This window comes from Nesterenkonia sp. AY15, from assembly GCF_022565855.1.
Taxonomy (GTDB): domain Bacteria; phylum Actinomycetota; class Actinomycetes; order Actinomycetales; family Micrococcaceae; genus Nesterenkonia.
Genome location: NZ_JAJOYV010000001.1, coordinates 26,589 through 47,307 on the forward strand (window position 1 = coordinate 26,589; position 20,719 = coordinate 47,307).

Genomic DNA, 20,719 nt, shown 5'->3' on the forward strand with positions numbered 1-20,719 from the left:
ATCCATGGATGAATCTGGGCAGCCCACCGAACGTGAGATCGGCCTGGGCCCGTGGGAGGGACCCTGGCCCTCAGGTGAGCACTACGACCCGGAGCTGCTGCGCGCGGGCGACCGCCGCAATGTGGTCGACGCGTACCGCTACTGGTCCCATGAGGCGATAGTCGCGGACCTTGATTCCCGCCGGCACGACTTTCACGTGGCCATCGAGAACTGGCAGCACGATTTCAACATCGGCACCGTGGTGCGCACCGCCAACGCGTTCATGGCCAAAGAGGTCCACATCATCGGGCGCCGCCGCTGGAACCGCCGCGGCGCGATGGTCACCGACCGCTACCAGCACGTCCGCCACCACGCATCGGTGGAGGACTTCGTGGCCTGGGCCGAGTCGGAGGGACTGCCGGTGCTCGGCGTCGACCTGTTCCCGGACTCGATGCCGATTGAGACCTATGAGCTGCCCAAGCGGTGCGTGCTGGTCTTCGGCCAGGAGGGTCCGGGGCTCAGCGACGAGGTGCGGGAGGCCGCGCTGGACACGCTGTCCATCGCGCAGTTCGGCTCCACCCGGTCGATCAATGCCGGCACCGCGGCCGGGATCGCGATGCACGCCTGGATCCGGCAGCACCGCTTCGACAGCTGACCGGCTCCGCAACGACATCACTTTCACCGCTGGAACCTACGACGTCTCACCGCGGCCGGCCTTGGTGGTGGCGGGGTCTGCGGCCCAGCGGCTGAGGAACTCAGCACCCGCTTCGTCATGGATCGCGCCGGTGGAGGAGGTGAGCACCTCATATGCAGTCTCGGGGATCCCGTCCTCGGGACGCACGTCCACGTGGGAGACGGGCAGGCCGCGCTCGTGCAGCCAGGTGGCCATGGCGTAGTCGGTGCGGGAGTCACCCATGGTGAACCAGGTCTCCGCGGTGATGCCGCGGGCCTTGAGCAGATTCAGGGAGCGCTCGGCGCCGAGGTCCTTGCCCACGCGTTCGTGCTCCACGTCGGTGGAGATGATGGTCGGGTCGATCCGCACATGTTCCAGCTGGTGCTTGCTCAGCAGGGCGGGGATCGCGGCGTCGAACTCCTTCTGCGCTTCGAGGTAGTCCTTGTTCTCGACCTCGGTGGACTGCTCCACAGAGATCATGGCGCGCTTGGTCTCATCGAAGAACATGTGCGCGCTGAAGCGCTCGGTGACCAGGGTCCGAACATCGTCGGAGAGGCCGGTGGTGAGCTTGAGCTCCTCGTCGATGTGGATCTCGCCGAGACCCTCAGGGGTGACCTCGGCCCACACCGCACCCTTCTCGCTGATGGTGAAGACCGGGGCGTCGGGGAGCAGGCCGGCGGCGCGCATCGGTGGGATCACCTGTCGGGCGATGAAGTCGTCGGATCGTCCGGTGTTGAAGATGACCGGGATGCCCTGGTTGGCCATCGCCGTGAGATCCCGGGCGATGGACTCGATGGCGACGGTGCGGCTGACCGGAGAGGCGATGGGCCCGTCCACGTCGAGCAGCAGACCGAAGGGCGGGGTGGGATTGAAGGCCGCAGCCTCAGCAGTGGAAGTCACGTGTCCATTATCCTGTAGTCGGTGACTCCGCGGGTCGGCGTGGCGGGGAAGTTCGGTTCTGACGCTGAGTGGTGGGCGCAGCAGCATTCGTTCTGCCGAGCGCTCTTGGAGCGACTCCTGGCCTTGCAGAGGACGGCACGCAGCAGAGCTACCCTCGCGGAGGCGGTGCGGGCGCTCCCTCGGGTGGGGCAATCTTCGGATACTGACCGTGGGCGTCTGCTGCGGGAGTGTCGATCGAGGCCCGTTCTCCCTGGTCGGGCCGATTGGGCGATGGGTCCCAGTTCCGGTCTACGACGCGACGCTGCACCAGGATCGCAGCACCAAGAATCACCAGGCCCAGGGCCGAGACGACCACGATGCCGGCGACAGAGCCGATGCCTGCTCCGTAGCCGACTAGAATCCCGAACCAGCCGAAGTCAGTATCTCCAAACGTCGTGTTGGCACTTCCAAAGTCTCCAAGGACCAGGAGCAGAAGTGCGGGCAAGAACGTGATGAGGAGCCCATTGACAAAGCCTCCTGCGATTGCTCCGCGCCGACCACCAGTCGCGTTGCCGTATACACCGGCTGCGCCGCCGGTGAAGAAGTGCGGCACCAGCCCCGGCAGGATCAGGGCCAGTCCGAGTGCCGGGTTGAGCCAGAGGGTCAGCGCCGCGAGTCCCACCAATCCACCGGTGAAGCTCGAGAGGAAACCGATAAGCACTGCGTTCTGCGCGAAAGGGAACACGATTGGAGCATCGAGGGCCGGCTTGGCACCCGGCACGATCTTGGCTGCGATGCCCTGGAACGCGGGGACGATCTCTCCGAGGATGGTGCGGACACCGAAAAGTATCACCGCTACCGCAATGCCGAACTGCAGCCCCTGCGTCACCGAGAGCATGATGAAGTTGCCGAGATTCTCGGCTCCACCGTCGAATGCCTCGTAAGCCGCTTCACCTTCGCGGGCGAAGAAGATCAGTGCCACGACGACGTACATGATCACCATAGACAGTGCAGTCGCGACCATGGAGTCTCGGAGGAACCGCAGGCCTTCAGGCAGTTTCAGGTCTTCAGTGGATCGACTGGACTTGCCGCCGACCAGGCGACCCACGGTTCCTGCCGCGATGTAGCCAGCGGTGCCGAAGTGCCCCATGGCGATGCTGTCATCGCCGGTGATCTTGCGGGTGAAGGGCTGTGAGAAGGCCGGAAGAGAGACCATCAGGATGCCCAGCAGAGCTCCGCCGAGTCCTACGGTGAGTGGCCCGGAGTACCCGGCAGTGGCCAGCACGATAGTCAGCAGCGTCGCCATGAAGAGGATATGGTGGCCAGTGAGGAAGACGTAGCTCAGCGGGGTGAAGCGCGCCAGCACCAGACTGATGGCGAATCCCAGGATCATCAGCCACGCCACCTGGGCGCCATAGGTCTCTTGGGCGATGCCGACGATCGCTTCGTTTGTGGGGATGACGCCCTGGGCGCCGGTGGCCCCCTGGATCATGATCCCCAGCGGGTCCAGAGATGCGACGACGAGCCCGGCTCCCGCACCGATGAGCAGGAATCCGAGTATCGCCTTCATCGCGCCACCGATGATCTGTCCGGTGGATTTCTTGAGCGCGATCAGTCCCACGGCGACGATGATGCCGATCAGGAACGCCGGGACGGAGAGGATCTCGTTGACGAGGAATTCGGCTATTGCGACGAGCCAGTCCATGTGAGTTCCTTAGACGTTGTAGAGTTCGCGCAAAGCGCCGTCGAGCTCGTCTTTGCTGGTGAAATTCTCGATGACCTTCACCGGGATGCCGACGTCGCCGAGGGACTTGGCGATCTCTCCGGAGGTGAGAATCGCCTTCGCCTCTGAAGCCCGTCCGCGAGCCGAGATGGTGTCGGTGGCTTCAACGTTGAGGTACCGACCCCAGCCCCACGTGTCCAGAACACCTTCGAGAGTGTTCTTCAAGAACAACGAGGTCCCGAGGCCGTTGCCGCAGACGGTGAGAATCAGGTGCTGTTCGTTCCCGCCCGACGACCGGGTCGCCGGGCCTGCAGAGGTAGGGGACTCGTCTTCTCCTCGAAGGATGGCGGAGATGGCTGCGGGGGACGGGGCGGCGTCCAACGCGGCCCGGGTGTCCTCATCGCCCAGGACGCCACTGAGCTCGGCCAGGGCATGCGTGTGGTGCTTGGAATCTACGGCAGCAAGTGCCACGACCAGGGAGACCGGGTCGTTGTCCCCACTTCCGAAGTCGACCGGCTCCTTCAGCCGCACCCAGGACATGCCGGTGCGCTGGACAGCCTCGGAGGGGCGGGCATGCGCGAACGCGAAGCCGGGTGCGATCACGATATAGGGACCGTTGTCGACGACGTTGTCGATCATCGCCTCGGTGTATTGAGCAGACGCGACGCCTGCCTGTTCCAAGAGGCCACCTGCTAGGCGCACGGCGGATTTCCAGTCGGCTGCTTCCGCATCCAGCAGAATCGAGTCCTGGTGGATGAGTTCAGGGAGAGATGAGGACATTGTTGATCCGTTCTGCTCAGACCTGCTCGTGTCGCTGCTGGCGCAAGTGCTGCGGAGGGTCAGAGACGTTACCACGGGCTGGGGTGGAGACCCTAGGGCGTGGGATCGGCGGCGGCAGCCTCAGCAGCCGGCGTCTCATGTCCATTATCCTGTGAGGGCCGACGCCGCGGGTCCAGATGGCCGGAGAAGTCTGGTCTGCAGCACGGCGGCAGGGCGCGGGGCTATAGCTCAGCTGGTAGAGCGCGTCGTTCGCATCGACGAGGTCAGGGGTTCGACTCCCCTTAGCTCCACTCTTCGACGTCGAGGTGCAGCAGCTGCACGGGAGGGATCTGATGTGAAGCTGCTGGGTTCGCTGCGACGACGGTTCATCCACGCGCTCAGGGCACTTCTGCCCATCCTTCTGGTCGTCGTCCTCTTCCAGGCCGCGGTCTTCCGACAGGTCCCGGAGGGGGCCGGCTCCATCCTCATCGGGCTGTTGATCGTCGCCGCGGGGATCGCGCTCTTCCTCGAGGGACTGGAGCGCAGCGTCTTTCCGGTCGGGAAGTCGATCACCAACAAGCTGGTGAAGACGGCGTCGTTGTGGAAGCTTCTTCCCTTCTGCTTCTTCATCGGGTTCGCAGCGGTCATTGCCGAGCCGGCGCTGATCTCGGTCGCAGATCAGGCGGAGCTGGTCAGCGAGGGCCGGATCAACAGCATGACTCTGCGATTCGTGATCGCGCTGAGCGTGGGGCTTGTGATGGTGATCGGCGCGCTGCGCGTGTTCCTGGGCTGGGCCCTGCACAGAGTCCTGCTCATCGGCTACACCGTCGTCATCGGGCTGACCCTGATCTCACCGGAGGAGGTCGCCAGCCTGGCCTACGACTCCGGTGGGGTCACCACGAACATCGTCACGGTCCCGCTCATCGCGGCGATCGGCATCGGGATGGCTGCCTCTATCACCGGCAGGAGTCGCCTCGGAGACGGATTCGGTCTCGTGGCCCTGTGCGTGATGGTTCCGATGATCAGCGTCCAGCTCTACGGGATCGTGGTCTATCAGTTCGGAGATGCCGCGGCCGTCGTCTCGACTGACTCAGCGGATGAAGCGGCATGGTGGCTGGATCTGCTGGTGGGCCTGATGACCGTTGTTCGCGACGTGCTTCCGGTGATCGCCGTGGTGCTGTTCTTCCAGTTCGTCGTGCTGCGAAGGAGACTCGGCAATCCCATCGGGGTCACTGTCGGCTTCGCGATGGTCGTCCTCGGCCTCTACGGGTTCATCGTGGGGCTGCAGATCGGACTCCTGCCGATGGGCAGTCGGATGGCGGAGCAGCTCATCGAGACGGACCAGGTCCTGCTCATCGTCGCCTTCGGCGTGCTGATCGGGTTCGCCACGACCATGGCAGAGCCTGCGCTGATGGCCATCAGCGAGGAGGCGCAGGAGATCTCCGAGAAGCGTCTGAGCGCGAACACGCTCAGGATCCTGGTGGCCTGCGGCGTCGCGGTGGGCATCGGAGTAGGCGTGCTGCGGATCTTGACCGGGGGGTCATTCGTGGCGATCATCATCGGGCTGTACCTGCTCGCGCTGCTCCTGCTGCTGCTGGCGCCGAAGGACCTGGTTCCGCTCTCCTTCGACCTCGGTGGAGTCACCACCAGCGAGATCACCGTCCCGCTGATCACCGCTCTGGGAATCGGCCTGGCTACGGCGACGCCCGGCAGGGACATGCTCATGGACGGTTTCGGGCTCATCGCGTTCGCCTCGGTCGGTCCGGTCATCGCGGTCCTCGCCTATGCTTGCGTCGTGAGATTCGCCGCCACGGCGCAAGCTCGAAGATCTTCATCGACCGCCCCCAAGGAGACCTGATGCCGCACCGAGTCGTCTTCGTCGTGATCCCGGACGATCAGGAGGAGAGAGCCATCTCGTTGGTCGAGGACGCCGGAGCGACCGGCGTGACAGCACTGTCGGCCCGAGGCGTGGGCGCTCATCCGCACAAGACGTTCTTCGGGGTCCGCTTCACGGGCGCGCAGTCGGTGCTCATGATGGTCGTGCAGGAGGAAAAGGTGCAGCCCATCACGGACTCCCTGCATCAGGTCCTCTTCAAGCGCGGGGAGTCTCACGGCATCTGCTTCTCGGTCCCGGTGGATCAGATCTCGGTGCCGGGCCTCTCACACCACGAGTGAACACGGGGAGACCCGCGCGACTGAGGGAGACCCTCCTCCTCGAACCCCCAGCCCGGTAGGATCGCTCCAACGCCGCCACAATGAGGTGGCGGCGCCACGAAGTGAGGGAGACCGCAGTTATGTTCTCGAAGATCCTGGTCGCCAACCGCGGGGAGATCGCCATCCGCGCGTTCCGCGCCGGCGTCGAACTCGGCGCGCGCACCGTCGCCGTGTATCCGCATGAGGACCGCAACTCCTTCCACCGGCAGAAGGCCGACGAGGCCTACCGGATCGGCGAAGAGGGCCACGCCGTCCGCGCCTACCTGAACATCGAAGAGATCATCCGCGTCGCCAAGGACGCCAGCGTGGATGCCATCTACCCCGGCTACGGCTTCCTCTCCGAGAACCCTGACCTGGCCCGAGCCTGTGACGAGGCGGGCATCACCTTCATCGGTCCGCCTGCCGACGTCCTGGAATCCACCGGAGACAAGGTCAAGGCCCTGCGTGCCGCGAAGAAGGCCGGAGTCCCGGTGCTGCAGAGCTCCGAGCCCTCCAAGGACACCGAAGAGCTCATCAAGGCCGCCGAGGAGATCGGCTTCCCGATCTTCGTCAAGGCCGTCGCCGGCGGCGGCGGACGCGGCATGCGCCGGGTGGACAAGCGTGAAGACCTCGCCGAATCGCTGCGCTCGGCCATGCACGAGGCCGAGACCGCCTTCGGCAACCCCACCGTCTTCCTCGAACAGGCTGTCCTGCGTCCCCGCCACATCGAGGTCCAGATCCTGGCCGACGGCGAAGGCAACGTGGTCCACCTCTTCGAGCGCGACTGCTCGCTGCAGCGCCGCTACCAGAAGGTCGTGGAGATCGCCCCGGCACCGCACCTGGACGAGGACATCCGCCAGGCGCTGCACCGCGACGCCGTCGCGTTCGCCAAGGCCATGAACTACCGCAACGCCGGCACGGTGGAGTTCCTCGTGGACACCGTCGGTGAGCGCGCCGGGCAGCACGTGTTCATCGAGATGAACCCGCGCATCCAGGTGGAGCACACCGTCACCGAAGAGATCACCGACATCGACCTGGTCTCCGCCCAGATGCGCATCGCCGCAGGGGAGACCCTCGAAGACCTCGACATCCGGCAGGAGGACCTGCGCGTGCGCGGCTCCGCCATGCAGTGCCGGATCACCACCGAGGACCCGGCCAACGAGTTCCGCCCGGACATCGGCACGGTCACCGTCTACCGCTCCGCCGGCGGCTCCGGCATCCGGCTCGACGGCGGCACCGTCTACGCCGGCGCCGAGATCAGCCCGCACTTCGACTCGATGCTGGTCAAGCTCACCGCCCGCGGCCGCAACCACCAGACCGCCATCGCCCGCGCCCGTCGCGCGCTCTCGGAATTCCGGATCCGCGGGGTCGCCACCAACATTCCGTTCCTGCTCAACGTGCTGGATTCGCCGGAGTTCCTCGCAGGGGACGTGGCCACCGACTTCATCGACGCCCACCCCGAGCTGGCCAAGATCAACCGCTCCCAGGACCGCGGCTCCAAGGCCCTGCAGTACCTGGCCGACGTCACCGTGAACCAGCCCTACGGCCCCCGGGTCGAAGGCATCGACCCGCGCGACAAGCTCCCGCACTTCCCCGGCGACAAGCGCGACGAGCCGGACCGCAGTCCCTTCGACGGCCCCTCGGACCACCCCAAGCCCGACGGTTGGCGCCAGGTCCTCATCAGCGAGGGCCCCGAGGGCTTCGCCCGGAAGCTCCGCGAACAGACCGCGCTGGCCGTCACCGACACCACGTTCCGTGACGCCCACCAGTCGCTGCTCGCCACCCGCGTGCGCACCCGCGACCTGCTCGCCGCCGCGCCCGCCGTCGCGCATGTGACCCCCGGTCTGCTCTCGGTCGAGGCCTGGGGCGGGGCGACCTACGACGTCGCGCTGCGCTTCCTCTCCGAGGACCCCTGGGACCGGCTGCGCCTGCTGCGCGCTGAGCTGCCGAACATCCCGATCCAGATGCTGCTGCGCGGCCGCAACACTGTGGGCTACACCCCCTACCCGCTGGAGGTCACCGACGCCTTCGTGGCCGAGGCCGCCGCCACCGGGGTCGACATCTTCCGGATCTTCGACGCGCTCAACGACGTGAACCAGATCGTCCCGGCCATCGAGGCGGTCCGCAAGACCGGTACAGCCGTGGCCGAGGCCGCCATCTGCTACACCGGCAACCTCTCCGACCCGGATGAGGACCTCTACACCCTGGACTATTACCTCGGCCTGGCTGAGCAGATGGTCGACGCCGGCGCGCACATCCTCGCAATCAAGGACATGGCCGGGCTCCTGCGCCCTTCCGCGGCGAAGACCCTGGTCACCGCCCTGCGGGAACGCTTCGACCTGCCCGTGCACCTGCACACCCACGACACCGCCGGCGGACAGCTGGCCACCCTGCTGGCCGCCGCCGAGGCCGGGGTCGACGCCGTCGACGTCGCGGTGGCCTCGATGGCGGCGACCACCTCGCAGCCTCCGGCCTCGGCGCTCGTGGCAGCCCTGGAGCACACCGAGCGCGACACCGGGCTGGGCCTGGAGGCCGTGGCCTCCATGGAGCCCTACTGGGAGGCCGTGCGCTCGATCTACACGCCCTTCGAATCAGGGCTGACCAGCCCCACCGGCCGGGTCTACCGGCACGAGATCCCGGGTGGTCAGCTCTCGAACCTGCGCCAGCAGGCCATCGCGCTGGGCCTGGGGGAGCGGTTCGAGAACATCGAGGACATGTACCACGCCGCCGACACCATGCTGGGCCGGCTGGTGAAGGTCACCCCGTCTTCGAAGGTGGTCGGGGATCTGGCGCTGCAGCTGGTCGGCATGGACGTCGACCCCAAGGAGTTCGAGGCGAACCCGCAGAGCTTCGACCTGCCCGATTCGGTGATCCAGTTCCTCGCCGGACAGCTCGGAGACCCGCCAGGCGGGTGGCCCGAGCCGTTCCGCTCAAAGGCGCTGGAGGGTCGCACGATCAAGCCGCTGGATCAGGATCTCACCGAGGAGGACTCCGCAGCGTTGCGCTCCGACGACGCCGCCGTCCGGCGTCGCACGCTGAACCGGCTGCTCTTCCCCGGCCCGACCAAGGACTTCGAGGCCGCCCGGGACAAGTACGGCGACGTCCAAGTCCTGCACACCCGAGACTTCCTCTACGGAATGCGCACCGGCTACGAACACGTCATCTCGCTGGGCAGAGGTGTGCGGCTGCTGGTCACGCTGCAGACCGTCTCCGACCCTGACCCCAAAGGTGTGCGGACCGTCATGTGCACGCTCAACGGGCAGGCCCGCCAGGTCGGCGCCCGGGATGACTCCGTGGAAGCCACCGTGGCGGTCGCCGAGAAGGCCGACGCCTCCAAGTCGGGCCATGTCGCCGCACCCTTCGCCGGAGCGGTCACGCTCACGGTCGAGGAGGGTGACACCGTGGAGGCCGGACAGAACGTGGCCACCATCGAGGCGATGAAGATGGAAGCTGGGATCACCACCCAGGTGGCGGGCACCGTGACCCGAGCGGTGATCAGCGGGGTGCAGCAGGTCGACGGCGGAGATCTGCTCGTCGTCGTCGAATAGTCAGCACGCGAGCACCTCACCCTCTGTTCGACGCCGCCGACCGCGCAGCGTCACCTGAGCCACCTCCGGGCCTACAGGTGACGCTGCGCGTGCCGCGTCTCCGCGTCCCGCGCGAAGCGAGCCGAGATGTGGGGGAGTCGACAGTCGCATCTCGCACGTCCACCCAAGCCTGGGAATCTGCTACAAATTAGAAATACTCGAGCGCAGTACAGTGTCTTCGTCAGATGTCTTCGACGCAGGGATCAACACCTGCCGGTGAAGGCCGAGGTTATGCCCGAACGGTGCAGCGTTTCGTGCCATGTGGCGCGGCGCGGCGTCTAGGTACGGCGGGAACGATAGCGAGAAGACGTGAAGAACAAGACTCAGCAGGGGCGCAGCCGCACCCAGCCCGGCTGGATCCGGATCCTGATCCCCGCGATTCTGGTGCTGGTCTGGCTCGGGGTGACCGCCGTGGGCGGTCAGACCTTCGGGAAGGTCAGCGAGGTCACCACCAATGATCAGACCACCTTCCTTCCCGCCGACGCGGAGTCCACCGAGGCGCTCGAACTCAGCCAGGGCTTCTCCGACGATGACTCCGTCCCGGCGACCCTCATCGGTGAACCCGCCGGCGGTGAGGTCGATGAGCAGGCGCTCGTCTCCCTGGAGGCTCTGGTGGGTGAGATCAACGAGCTCGGCGGCGTCGACCGCTCCCTGCCCCCGCAGGTCTCCCAAGATGGGGAGGCCTTCCAGGTGCTGGTCCTCATGGAAGAGGCCGCGGTCGAGGACGGTGCTGTCGAAGAGCTGCGCAACCTCGTCGATTCCGAGCTCACGGAAGATGAGTGGACCACCCACGTCACCGGACCGGCGGCGCTCTCCGATGACTTCGCCAACGCCTTCGCCGGGATCGACGGGCTGCTCCTGCTGGTCGCCGTGATCACGGTCTTCGTCATCCTGGTGGTGGTCTACCGCTCGGTGCTGCTGCCCTTCCTGGTGCTGCTCTCCTCCATCGCCGCGCTCTCCAGCGCCATCACCGTGATCTTCCAGATGGCCAAGTGGGAGTGGATCACGCTCAACGGCCAGGCCCAGGGCATCCTCTCGATCCTGGTCATCGGCGCCGCCACCGACTACTCGCTGCTGCTGGTCGCCCGCTACCGCGAAGAGCTGCTCGCCCGAGAGAACCGCTTCGATGCGCTCTGGGAAGCCTGGCGCCGCTCCACCCCTGCGATCCTCGCCTCCGGCGGCACCGTGGCCGCCGCGCTGCTCTGCCTGCTCTTCTCCGATCTGAACTCCAACCGGGCACTGGGCCCCGTGGCCAGCACCGGCATCGTCTTCGCGATGCTCGCCACGCTGACCTTCCTGCCCGCGATGCTCGCGCTCTTCGGCCGCCCGGTCTTCTGGCCCAAGGTCCCGCATGCGCCCAAGCCCGCCGTGGAGGAGGCCCTGGCCGCGAACCCAGACCTGGAGACGCGCCGCACGAAGCACACCTCGCGGCGTCGGACCCTCTGGGCCGTGGTCGCGGAGAAGGTCCGCGCCCGTCCCCGGTTCATCTGGCTCGTGGTCACCGGCCTGCTGCTCATCGCCTCGGTGGGCGTGCTGGATCTGCGCGCCGAGGGCGTCCCGCAGTCGGAACAGGTGCTGGGCCAGACCGACGCCAAAGATGGCCAGGCGATGCTCGAGGAGCATTTCGATGCCGGCACCGGCGCCCCCGCGAACGTCTTCGTGCCTGCGGATGAGCTTGCCGCGGCACTCGAGATCGTCGATGCCCGCGACGGCGTAGGCGAGGTCTACGCGGTGGCCGAGAACGGCGCACCGGCCCAGGGTCCTGAGGATGCCAATGAGGTCGACGGCTACAACCAGCTCTCGGTCACGCTGACCGACTCCGGGGACTCCCTCGAGGCTGAGCGCACCATCGGGGAGCTCCGCGAGGAGCTCAACGCGCTCGACGGCGAAGCGCTGGTCGGCGGCACCACCGCCACCCAGCTGGACACCAACGAGACCGCCCAGCGTGACCTGATCACGATCATCCCGATCGTGCTGCTGGTCATCCTGGCCTTCCTGATCGTGCTGCTGCGCTCGGTGACTGCCCCGCTGATCCTGCTGGTCACCACGGTGCTCTCCTACACCGCAGCACTGGGCATCTCCGCGCTGGTGTTCAACTACATCTTCGGGTTCCCAGGAGCCGACCCGACGGTGCCGCTGTTCGGCTTCGTCTTCCTCACCGCCCTGGGGGTGGACTACAACATCTTCCTGGCCACCCGAGCCCGGGAGGAGACCATCCGCCGCGGGCCGAAGGAGGGGCTGCTCTACTCACTGGTCATCACCGGCGGAGTCATCACCAGCGCCGGCATCGTGCTGGCCGCGACCTTCGCCGCCCTGGGCGTGCTGCCGCTGATGTTCATGGTGCAGCTGGCCTTCCTGGTCGCCCTGGGCGTGCTGATCGACACCTTCATCGTGCGTACCCTGCAGGTCCCGGCGATCGGCGTGGACCTCGGTCACCGGTTCTGGTGGCCCTCGAAGATCGGCAGAGGCGACCGCTGGAGCAACGACCCTGTGACCACGTCGGGACCTGAAGATTCTGCAGATCGAGCGAAAGATTCCTCGGCTCTGGCGGCTCAACCCCGATAGGATGACGGCAGCGCACCAATGACGTTGCCGTCTCTGACTTATGCAATAAGGAGCTCACACGTGGCTATCGCAACCCCGGACAAGTACAACCAGATGATCGATTCCGCGAAGGCTGGCGGCTACGCCTACCCCGCGGTGAACGTCACCAGCTCGCAGACCCTGAACGCCGCCATCCGCGGCTTCGCCGAGGCCGAGTCTGACGGCATCATCCAGGTCTCCACCGGCGGTGCCGCGTACTGGTCCGGCGCCAGCGTCAAGGACATGGTGGTCGGCTCCCTGGGCTTCGCCGCCTTCGCCAAGCAGGTCGCCAAGAGCTGCGGCGTAAACATCGCGCTGCACACCGACCACTGCCCCAAGGACAAGCTCGACGGGTTCGTGCTGCCGCTGCTCGAAGCCTCCGAGGCCGAGGTCAAGGCCGGACGCGACCCGATCTTCAACTCCCACATGTGGGACGGCTCCGCAGAGACGCTCGAGGAGAACCTGCGCATCGCCGCCGAGCTGCTTCCCCGCAGCGCGGCCGCCAAGCAGATCCTCGAGGTAGAGATCGGCACCGTCGGCGGCGAAGAGGACGGTGTGGAGAACGCGATCAATGAGAAGCTCTACACCACCATCGAAGACGCCACCGCGACCATCGAGGCGCTCGGCCTGGGCGAGCACGGCCGCTACATGACCGCGCTGACCTTCGGCAACGTCCACGGCGTGTACAAGCCCGGCGGCGTGAAGCTGCGCCCGGAGATCCTCAAGGCGATCCAGGAGGAGGCCGCCGTGAAGTACGGCAAGGCGGCACCCTTCGACCTGGTCTTCCACGGCGGTTCCGGCTCCTCCGAGCAGGAGATCTCCGACGCGGTCTCCTACGGCGTGATCAAGATGAACATCGACACCGACACCCAGTACGCCTTCACCCGCCCGGTGGCCGGTCACATGCTCGCCAACTACGACGGCGTGCTGAAGATCGACGGCGAGGTCGGGAACAAGAAGACCTACGACCCGCGCGTCTGGGGCGCCAAGGCCGAAGAGTCCATGGCCGCCCGCATCGTGGAGGCCTCCCAGCGCCTCGGCTCCGCCGGCAAGTCCATCAAGTAATACTTCTCGCTCAGCGTCCCGCGCCGAGCAACGACGACGACGGTGGCCGTCCCTTCTCGGTGAAGCGGCGGCCGCCGTCGTCGTTCCCAGCCGACCGGGCCGCTGACTGGTCCCGAGCGTGGGAATGGCCGCGCCCTCGGTAGGGTTGAGCCTTGGGAAATCGTCTTCAACGGCCGCCGTCTCAGGCGGCCGGACGTCCCCAACAGGTCGGAGAACCTCATGAACATGTCCACGATCGCGCTGCGCACCGTCCCCGGTGCCTTCATCCTCAACGCCGGGATCGGCAAGCTCGGCCTTGATGCCGATTCCGCCGCCGGCATGCAGGGCATGGCCGCCACCGGCGTGCCCGCAGTCAAGCAGCTCTCGCCGGAGCAGTTCGGCAAGGCTCTGGCATGGGGAGAGATCGCCCTCGGCGGCGCGCTGCTGGCACCCTTCGTGAGCAACCGGGTCGCAGGTCTCGCACTCGGCACCTTCACCGCGGGCATGCTCAGCATGTATTTCCGCAATGACGGCATGACCCAGTCCGACGGCGTCCGCCCCACCCAGGACGGCACTCCGCTGGCAAAGGACGCCTGGCTCGCTGCGATCGCCATCGCCCTCGTCGACTCCGGCAAGAAGTCCAGCCGCAAGAAGAAGTGATCCGCGCAGCCACATCAGGCGGCGGCCCGCTGGAGTCCACGCGGGCCGCCGCCGGGCTCCGGCCGAGATCCTCACGTCGAGAGGGCCGCGCAGCCCGTGCGGGAGCGGCTTTGGATGCGAATCCCGGTGAGGAATCTTGGCAGTAGGATGTGGCCATGAGCATCGTTGGTCAAAATTTGATGGAGCCGGAGCCCACGCTGCTTCCGGCTGAACCCGAAGTCTCCGAATCGCTGGCCACCGGCGAGGAGCCCGTGGATCTCGCGGCGAAACACCCGGAGTCCTCCCTGGTCTGGGCGCTGCTCGCAGAGGACGCGCTGGACCAGGGATACACCGTGGAGGGCTACGCGTACGCCCGGGTCGGCTACCACCGCGGCCTCGACGTGCTGCGCCGCTCCGGCTGGCGCGGTGCCGGCCCTGTGCCGTGGAGCCACGAGCCCAACCGCGGCTTCCTGCGTTCCCTGGGCGCGCTGGGCCAGGCTGCGGCCGCCATCGGCGAGACCGCCGAGGTTGAACGCATCACCAAGCTGCTGCGCGACTGCGACGCTTCCGCACCCGAGGCGATCAGCCGCCTGCGCTGAGCCCTGCGCTGTCCAAGCCGAAGGGTTCTTCTGAGAATGGCTAAGCTCTACTTCCGCTATGGCGCGATGAACTCGGGCAAGTCGACCGGGCTGCTGCAGGCCGCGTTCAACTATGAGGAGCGCGGTCAGCGGGTTCTGCTGGCGAAGCCCCAGGTAGACACCAAGGGCGAGGACGAGATCGTCTCCCGTCTCGGCGTGACCCGCAACGTGGACTTCCTGATCCCGCCGCAGGCTCCGCTGCGCGAACTGGTGGCACAGCATGCTGCGGGGACCACGCCGGGAACGTTGCTCGATGACATGGAAGCGGAGTCAGGGGCGCTGAACCGGCAGATCAAACCCGTGGCCTGTCTGCTCGTGGATGAGGCCCAGTTCCTCACCCCGGCGCAGGTGGAGGACCTGCTGCGCATCGCCGTGCTCGATGACGTTCCGGTGCTCGCCTACGGCATCCGCACGGATTTCCGGACGATGGCGTTCCCCGGGTCGGCGCGGCTGATGGACCTCGCCCATGCACTCGAGGAGCTCAAGACCATCTGCCGCTGCGGGCGCAAGGCGGTGTTCAACACCCGACGCGCCGGTGACGCGATCATCTTCGACGGTGATCAGGTCGCGATCGACGGCACCGACATCTGGTACGAATCCCTCTGCGCCGCCTGCTACCTCGAGGCTTCGGGCGGTCGACTGGGCTGACTGTGTCAGGACCAATCCTGGTTTCGGTCGACGTTGGTAGGATCTACAAGGACGCCTTTGCGGTTGCGGGTGCTCCCAGACCAGCTCAGCTCGGGAAAGGACTGCCATGCCAGCCATTGTGATCGTCGGAGCCCAGTGGGGCGACGAAGGTAAGGGCAAAGCCACGGACCTGCTCGGTTCCCGGGTCGACTACGTGGTGAAGCCCAATGGCGGCAACAACGCAGGTCACACCGTCGTCGTCGGCGGCGAGAAGTTCGAGCTCAAGCTCCTTCCGGCCGGGATACTGTCCCCGAACGCCGTGCCGGTGATCGGAAACGGCGTCGTCGTGAACCTGGAGGCGCTCTTCCACGAGATCGATGGCCTCGAGGCGCGCGGCGCCGACACCTCGAAGCTGAAGATCTCGGCCAATGCGCACCTCGTCGCGCCCTATCACCAGACCATGGACAAGGTCACCGAGCGGTTCCTCGGAAAGCGCGCCATCGGCACCACCGGTCGCGGCATCGGTCCCACGTACATGGACAAGGTCGCCCGCCTCGGCATTCGGGTCCAGGACATCTTTGACGAGTCGATCCTGCGGCAGAAGATCGAAGGGGCGCTGCGGCAGAAGAACGAGCTCCTGGTCAAGCTCTACAACCGCCGAGCCATCGCGGTCGATGAGATCGCCGAGTACTTCCTGGACTTCGCCGAGCGACTGCGGCCCATGGTCGTGGACACCACCATCCTGCTCAACGACGCGCTGGACCGCGGCGAAGTGGTGCTGATGGAGGGTGGTCAGGCGACCTACCTCGACGTCGACCACGGCACCTACCCGTTCGTGACCTCCTCCAACCCGACCGCGGGCGGCGCGTCCGTCGGGTCCGGCATCGGGCCGACCCGGATCACGCGCTCCATCGGCATCGTCAAGGCTTACACCACACGAGTCGGTGCCGGCCCGTTCCCGACCGAGCTCTTCGACGAGTGGGGCGAGTACCTGCAGAAGACCGGCGGCGAGTTCGGCGTCAACACCGGACGCCCGCGTCGCTGCGGCTGGTACGACGCGGTGATGGCGCGCTACGCCTCCCGCATCAACGGCTTCACCGACTTCTTCCTGACCAAGCTCGACGTCCTCACCGGCATCGAAGAGATCCCGGTCTGCGTGGCCTACGAGGTCGACGGCGTCCGTCAGGACGAGATGCCGATGACCCAGACCGAGTTCCACCACGCGAAGCCGGTCTTCGAGAACTACCCCGGCTGGACCGAGGACATCTCCGGCGCCCGCACGCTGGAGGACCTCCCGGAGAACGCACGGAACTACGTGCTCGCGCTGGAGAAGCTCAGCGGCTGCCGGATCTCGGGCGTGGGCGTGGGGCCTGGCCGCGACCAGGTGATCGCGATCCACGACCTCATCGAGGACTGAGCAAGACCGGTCAGCGTCACTCCACTGAGGTATGGCGCGGCCGGTGCCGTGGAGGCGGTGAGGCGGGAGCAGGGGAAGGCGCAGCGGAGCTGCACGGTCGATCTTCTTCTCGGGGCCAGAAGGTCCAGCCCACGCCAGCCGCCGCCACGACCGTGATCAGACCCAGCAGGTAGGGGTTGTTGAGCTGGTTGACCGCGTTGGCGATGTGCGGGATGTGGAACAGCGAGAGTCGCGCTTCGGTGATCGTGTACGGGTGAGGATCCTCCGTCTCGTTGGCGTCTCCCTGCATGCGGATGACGCGCTCAGCGGACCCGGCTCCGGGTTCGATGCTCGTCACACGGTGCGTCACTGGAAGCTGGTCGTCTCGGTCGACCGTCAGGATGTCGCCGACCTCCACCTCCTCGGCTGAGATCTCCTGGACGACGGCGACAGCTCCGGTGGGGATCGTCGGTTCCATCGACCCGGTGCGGAACATGATCAGTGAGATGTTCATGGCCCACCCGAGGACGACCAGCAGGATCGAGATTCCGCCGAGGACCGCAGCCAGCCACAGGAAGAGTTCGCCCAGAAGGTGGAGGGCGCGTTTCATGAAGCGCTGGACGCCCATCAGCAGTTGGGCTGCAGGTTGGCGCCCGCGGATCGACCGGGCAGCTGGACGCGAACGATGCCCCGATGGACCGGTGCATCGGCGCGAATGAGGTCGAACTCATCGTTTTGGGAAAGTCTGTAGGAGAACCGATGCCCGGAATCATCCAGGGCAGTCACCTCGCCGCCCTGCCAGCGGAGGGTCGCGTCGTCCAGGAACTCGGGGCAGACGATCTGGGACAGATCTATGGTGATCGCCCAGGGAATGTACGTCTCCACTGGAGTCTGCACGTCTGCGCTGATGCCAAGTGACCATCCGCCATCATTGCTCAAGTCCCAGGTGAACAGCGCTGTGTCAACCTCGGGGTATGGCACGGAATCGCGCAGCGTGCAGAAGCGGATTGCCATATCGGCCCCGGGCTCAATGGTGCGAGTGTCACCGAGCCAAGACTGCCGAGCGTCAGATCTGAAGTCTTGCCCGCGAATGCTCCAGATCGATGAGGTTGTATCGAAATCGCCGGTGAAGGCCCCCTGTCGAGGGTTTCCCTGGGTCTGGAAGCGTGGTTCCCCCGATGTGGCGTAGGGAGTCCAGCCCCAGAGCGGTGCCTGAGATGTGTCGAACTCAAGCTCCCATTCCACGGGCTCTTCAGACGAGTTGCTGATTGTGAAGTCGTGGCAGAAGTCGAGTGTGCGTCCTCCGAGGGGGGTCACCGAGGTGGTCTGGAAGGTCAGCCCCATTGCGGCGAGGTCATTCTTGGGTTGCAGGGCGGGGAGTGTGTTGATCTCGTCGACGCGGGCTTGATCCACCTCGGCGCCACCGTCTGCGATGGGAACGTCGGGGGTCTCTGGTTCGCCCTCATCTGGGTCTTCTGGGTTTGGGGAGGAGTCGGGGTCTTCGGGGTCTCGGGGGTCTTCGGGTTCCGACGGATCAGCAGGGTCTTCGGTCTCGGAGGGATCCTCTGGCTCGGTGGGCGCGTCAGATTCCGGGGGCTCCTCCGTCTCCTCAGGCTCAGGAGCTTCATAGCGCAGCTCTGCCGCCGCATATTCGGAGTCGGTCCAGGACGCTTCGGTGAGCTCGGCCGGATGGTGCACGGAGGCCAGAGCCAGCGCGGCCACGCCGAGGATCGCGGCCCAGGCGCTGAGCATGCGGGGGTTCGATGTCATTGGTTGCTGCCAGTTCCATTCGCGGTTCCTGCCAGCTCCCACGAGGCCTCCACTGAGGTCGCGTCGGGGCTGGGGCTGATCTCGGGCGGCAGAGTGATGGCGAAGCAGAAGTCGACCTGGTCGGACCCCTGTGCCTGAAGTGCCTGTTCACTGCCCGGACCGCCGCCATCGGCCAAGGATGACCCGAGCGGGACGACCGCAGTCTCACTGGCTGTGAAGCTGTCGGCATTGCAGGAAGGGGGGCCGGCCGGACTCGGGGGGAGCCGCTGGACTCCGTAGGTCAGGTGCGCGCCCAGTCCCGTGATGTTGTCCGGGTGAGCCAGCAGGGCGACTGCGCCGCCGACCGAACCCTCATCAGTGCTCACGCTCAGCAGGGCGTAGACCGGAGATCCAGGGATCATGTCCACTTCTGCGGCATCGATGAACAGTGGAGCCGGGGCATCGGGGCTGTACTGAGAGAAGTCTTCACCATTGGTCGAACTGGTCAGTACGAACTCCCCCGCGGTCAGCGTGCCGGTGGCATCCTGTTGATCAGTCCAGGATGCCACCGTGGCGAACGCGCCCAGACCCAGAACGCTGCCGCTCGCCAGCAGGGCTCGCAGCTTCGCGAGACGCCTGCCACGTGGGGAACATACGCGGTCATGCGTGGGGCCAGCGGCGGACATCTTCATTGACTGAGCTTATCGGGGCTCAGGTCAGTCTTCGACGGACTCGGTCTGCACCTTCCATGTGGCGGAAGCCTTCGCTTTGGGCTCCAGGATGTTCTCGTCAGCGGCGGTCACCTGGAAGCAGAGCTGAACGGAGGTGCCTGCGGTGTCGGACTCGCCGTTGACCAGACGGATTTGCTCATCCTTGCTAAGCGCGCCCTCGAGCTCTCCGAGGTGGGCTCCAGTCGCGATGACGTTGCCGGAATTGCTTCCTGCGGCGCAGGTGCCACCGGTCACTTCCAATACCCGGACATCGACGAAGTTCTCAACCTGGCCAGTGCCCACAGATGTGATGCCGGTGATCATGCCGTCAATTGTGGTTTCCTCATCAGTGCGAAGCCAGAGGGGGGCCGCAAACTTGTCGCCCGGGGCCGCGTTGGCCGCCGAGAACTGCAGCTGTGCGGGTTCGCCTTCGGGGTGCTCTGCAAAACCGTTGCCGTCTTCGGAGCTCTCTACGTTGTATGACCCGGCGCCGAACAGGCCTTGGGCGAATTCTGAGTCGTTCCAGGTCGCGAGGGTGGCCACGGCGCCGATGCCGAGGACGGTGCCTGCGGCGACGACGGCTTTGATCTTGCGGCGGCGTGAGTGAGCGCGGGTCTGGGATTCGAAGGTTTCTGGGCGTGAGGCAGGGGGTGTTGCAGTCATGGATGATCTCCTGGGCGCAGGCATGCTGTACCGGATGAATCCACGGCACAGTGGACGGAAAAGTAAACGGACAAGGGTGGAGCGAAGTACTCGCGCATTCGCTGCTGGTGACAGATCCAAGCGGTGCAAGACGCTTAGACGTTCTAACTAAAACACAATCAAGTGCAGTATTCAAGGTTTTGAGGAAAATGGCAGGTAACCGCAACGCGGTGTAGTGATATGACTCACAAGAGCTGCTGGCCATTCCGACTAGATCTCCCGCGCGGTAATGCGTACACGCGTCCGCATAAGGATGAAATCAGGTGGGGCGCAAGGGGGATTCTGGGTGATTGTCCGCAGTCTTCCGAAGAAAGTCTGGTGACTCGTCGAATCGTGCGCTCTCGAGGGTGTGATACGGAGCAGCAACTTGTTGCTTGTTTCAAGTATCTTCTAGTAGAAAGACTAGATTTTTGGCGCGGTAACTGGAGCTGATATCAGTGAAGCGGATGGCCATATGTCGACGTTTCTCAGATTCCATGATCTATGCAATTCCATCAATGATCTATTTTCTCAGACGACCAGAAGGTCTTTGGTAGCTGGGCATAGTGTCTAGATGTCGCGTGGTTGCATCGGGGCGACACCGCCGAGCATCGCGTGTAGGCCTTCAGGTGAGGCAGAAGAATGAGGCCCCGGCCTGCAGCGTCATCGGGGCCCGGGAAGATCCGCGAAGCAGAGGAAGACGTCTCTCGCCAGCTGGGTGACCCCATCGCGGCCTTTGCCGATCTTTCCACTGCCGTGACAGTGTCCCCGGATGCGAGGATGCCGGGGTCTTTGTCGCGAACCTGACCTGGGCCTTGATTTCGATCAGTCGGAGCCAGTGCGACGACGCCGAGCCCAT

17 protein-coding genes and 1 tRNA gene are annotated in these 20,719 nt (G+C 65.7%); 11 read left to right on the forward strand and 7 right to left on the reverse strand.

Annotation, left to right across the window (positions count from 1 at the left end):
* Positions 1-4 precede the first annotated feature (4 nt).
* Positions 5-634, forward strand: coding sequence for a TrmH family RNA methyltransferase (locus tag LSI54_RS00135; protein ID WP_241477479.1), 630 nt, complete (start codon positions 5-7; stop codon positions 632-634).
* 36 nt (positions 635-670) lie between these two features.
* Here LSI54_RS00135 and LSI54_RS00140 read toward each other — a convergent pair whose 3' ends face one another.
* From LSI54_RS00140 to LSI54_RS00150, 3 genes are all read right to left on the reverse strand, one after another.
* Complete coding sequence (locus tag LSI54_RS00140; RefSeq protein WP_241477480.1) at positions 671-1,552, reverse strand: hypothetical protein; 882 nt, start codon at positions 1,550-1,552, stop codon at positions 671-673.
* A 148-nt stretch (positions 1,553-1,700) separates the two neighbouring features.
* Positions 1,701-3,236 (reverse strand): PTS ascorbate transporter subunit IIC, encoded by a 1,536-nt coding sequence (locus LSI54_RS00145; protein ID WP_241476712.1) that lies wholly within the window; start codon positions 3,234-3,236, stop codon positions 1,701-1,703.
* A gap of 9 nt (positions 3,237-3,245) precedes the next feature.
* A complete protein-coding gene (locus LSI54_RS00150; protein WP_241477481.1) occupies positions 3,246-4,034 on the reverse strand; it encodes a PTS sugar transporter subunit IIA in 789 nt (262 codons plus the stop codon).
* 217 nt (positions 4,035-4,251) lie between these two features.
* On the opposite strand from LSI54_RS00150, the gene LSI54_RS00155 reads away from it, so the two are divergent.
* The 10 genes from LSI54_RS00155 to LSI54_RS00200 all read left to right on the forward strand — a co-directional run bounded on the left by LSI54_RS00155 (position 4,252) and on the right by LSI54_RS00200 (position 16,741).
* Positions 4,252-4,324: transfer RNA gene (locus tag LSI54_RS00155), tRNA-Ala, on the forward strand.
* A gap of 44 nt (positions 4,325-4,368) precedes the next feature.
* Positions 4,369-5,871 (forward strand): DUF1538 family protein, encoded by a 1,503-nt coding sequence (locus LSI54_RS00160; protein ID WP_241477482.1) that lies wholly within the window; start codon positions 4,369-4,371, stop codon positions 5,869-5,871.
* Positions 5,871-6,188, forward strand: coding sequence for a P-II family nitrogen regulator (locus tag LSI54_RS00165; RefSeq protein WP_241463596.1), 318 nt, complete (start codon positions 5,871-5,873; stop codon positions 6,186-6,188). The genes LSI54_RS00160 and LSI54_RS00165 overlap by 1 nt, the downstream gene beginning before the upstream one ends.
* A 119-nt stretch (positions 6,189-6,307) precedes the next feature.
* Positions 6,308-9,754, forward strand: a complete 3,447-nt coding sequence (locus LSI54_RS00170) for a pyruvate carboxylase (RefSeq protein WP_241477483.1) — start codon at positions 6,308-6,310, stop codon at positions 9,752-9,754.
* A 348-nt stretch (positions 9,755-10,102) separates the two neighbouring features.
* A complete protein-coding gene (locus LSI54_RS00175; RefSeq protein WP_241470314.1) occupies positions 10,103-12,358 on the forward strand; it encodes an MMPL family transporter in 2,256 nt (751 codons plus the stop codon).
* 60 nt (positions 12,359-12,418) lie between these two features.
* Positions 12,419-13,441 carry a class II fructose-bisphosphate aldolase gene (gene fbaA, locus LSI54_RS00180; protein ID WP_241463599.1) on the forward strand — a complete coding sequence of 341 codons (1,023 nt, stop codon included), beginning with the start codon at positions 12,419-12,421 and terminating at the stop codon, positions 13,439-13,441.
* A gap of 219 nt (positions 13,442-13,660) precedes the next feature.
* A complete protein-coding gene (locus tag LSI54_RS00185; RefSeq protein WP_241470313.1) occupies positions 13,661-14,080 on the forward strand; it encodes a hypothetical protein in 420 nt (139 codons plus the stop codon).
* A 155-nt stretch (positions 14,081-14,235) separates the two neighbouring features.
* Complete coding sequence (locus LSI54_RS00190; protein ID WP_241463601.1) at positions 14,236-14,658, forward strand: DUF3151 domain-containing protein; 423 nt, start codon at positions 14,236-14,238, stop codon at positions 14,656-14,658.
* 36 nt (positions 14,659-14,694) lie between these two features.
* Positions 14,695-15,345 carry a thymidine kinase gene (locus tag LSI54_RS00195; protein ID WP_241463602.1) on the forward strand — a complete coding sequence of 217 codons (651 nt, stop codon included), beginning with the start codon at positions 14,695-14,697 and terminating at the stop codon, positions 15,343-15,345.
* A 106-nt stretch (positions 15,346-15,451) separates the two neighbouring features.
* Positions 15,452-16,741 (forward strand): adenylosuccinate synthase, encoded by a 1,290-nt coding sequence (locus tag LSI54_RS00200; RefSeq protein WP_241463603.1) that lies wholly within the window; start codon positions 15,452-15,454, stop codon positions 16,739-16,741.
* 16 nt (positions 16,742-16,757) lie between these two features.
* Here LSI54_RS00200 and LSI54_RS00205 read toward each other — a convergent pair whose 3' ends face one another.
* Genes LSI54_RS00205 through LSI54_RS00220 form a run of 4 tightly spaced genes read right to left on the reverse strand, consistent with a single transcriptional unit; the run spans position 16,758 to position 19,842 of the window.
* Complete coding sequence (locus LSI54_RS00205; protein ID WP_241477484.1) at positions 16,758-17,330, reverse strand: signal peptidase I; 573 nt, start codon at positions 17,328-17,330, stop codon at positions 16,758-16,760.
* Positions 17,331-17,347: 17 nt separating this feature from the next.
* Positions 17,348-18,490 carry a hypothetical protein gene (locus LSI54_RS00210; protein ID WP_241463605.1) on the reverse strand — a complete coding sequence of 381 codons (1,143 nt, stop codon included), beginning with the start codon at positions 18,488-18,490 and terminating at the stop codon, positions 17,348-17,350.
* Positions 18,487-19,161, reverse strand: a complete 675-nt coding sequence (locus tag LSI54_RS00215) for a SipW-dependent-type signal peptide-containing protein (RefSeq protein WP_241477485.1) — start codon at positions 19,159-19,161, stop codon at positions 18,487-18,489. The genes LSI54_RS00210 and LSI54_RS00215 overlap by 4 nt, the downstream gene beginning before the upstream one ends.
* Before the next feature lie 24 nt (positions 19,162-19,185).
* The gene (locus LSI54_RS00220; RefSeq protein WP_241477486.1) at positions 19,186-19,842 is read right to left on the reverse strand and encodes a SipW-dependent-type signal peptide-containing protein; all 657 of its coding nucleotides are present in this window, start codon (positions 19,840-19,842) and stop codon (positions 19,186-19,188) included.
* Between the last annotated feature and the right edge of the window lie 877 nt (positions 19,843-20,719).

What these genes read in the sequence shown, in the direction of transcription:
- LSI54_RS00170 (WP_241477483.1), top strand. Translation starts at nt 6,308, where the DNA reads ATGTTCTCGAAGATCCTGGTCGCCAACCGCGGGGAGATCGCCATCCGC.
- LSI54_RS00200 (WP_241463603.1), top strand. Translation starts at nt 15,452, where the DNA reads ATGCCAGCCATTGTGATCGTCGGAGCCCAGTGGGGCGACGAAGGTAAG.
- LSI54_RS00165 (WP_241463596.1), top strand. Translation starts at nt 5,871, where the DNA reads ATGCCGCACCGAGTCGTCTTCGTCGTGATCCCGGACGATCAGGAGGAG.
- LSI54_RS00210 (WP_241463605.1), bottom strand. Translation starts at nt 18,490, where the DNA reads ATGACATCGAACCCCCGCATGCTCAGCGCCTGGGCCGCGATCCTCGGC.
- LSI54_RS00135 (WP_241477479.1), top strand. Translation starts at nt 5, where the DNA reads ATGGATGAATCTGGGCAGCCCACCGAACGTGAGATCGGCCTGGGCCCG.
- LSI54_RS00145 (WP_241476712.1), bottom strand. Translation starts at nt 3,236, where the DNA reads ATGGACTGGCTCGTCGCAATAGCCGAATTCCTCGTCAACGAGATCCTC.
- LSI54_RS00205 (WP_241477484.1), bottom strand. Translation starts at nt 17,330, where the DNA reads ATGAAACGCGCCCTCCACCTTCTGGGCGAACTCTTCCTGTGGCTGGCT.
- LSI54_RS00215 (WP_241477485.1), bottom strand. Translation starts at nt 19,161, where the DNA reads ATGAAGATGTCCGCCGCTGGCCCCACGCATGACCGCGTATGTTCCCCA.
- LSI54_RS00220 (WP_241477486.1), bottom strand. Translation starts at nt 19,842, where the DNA reads ATGACTGCAACACCCCCTGCCTCACGCCCAGAAACCTTCGAATCCCAG.
- LSI54_RS00185 (WP_241470313.1), top strand. Translation starts at nt 13,661, where the DNA reads ATGAACATGTCCACGATCGCGCTGCGCACCGTCCCCGGTGCCTTCATC.
- LSI54_RS00195 (WP_241463602.1), top strand. Translation starts at nt 14,695, where the DNA reads ATGGCTAAGCTCTACTTCCGCTATGGCGCGATGAACTCGGGCAAGTCG.
- LSI54_RS00150 (WP_241477481.1), bottom strand. Translation starts at nt 4,034, where the DNA reads ATGTCCTCATCTCTCCCTGAACTCATCCACCAGGACTCGATTCTGCTG.
- LSI54_RS00190 (WP_241463601.1), top strand. Translation starts at nt 14,236, where the DNA reads ATGAGCATCGTTGGTCAAAATTTGATGGAGCCGGAGCCCACGCTGCTT.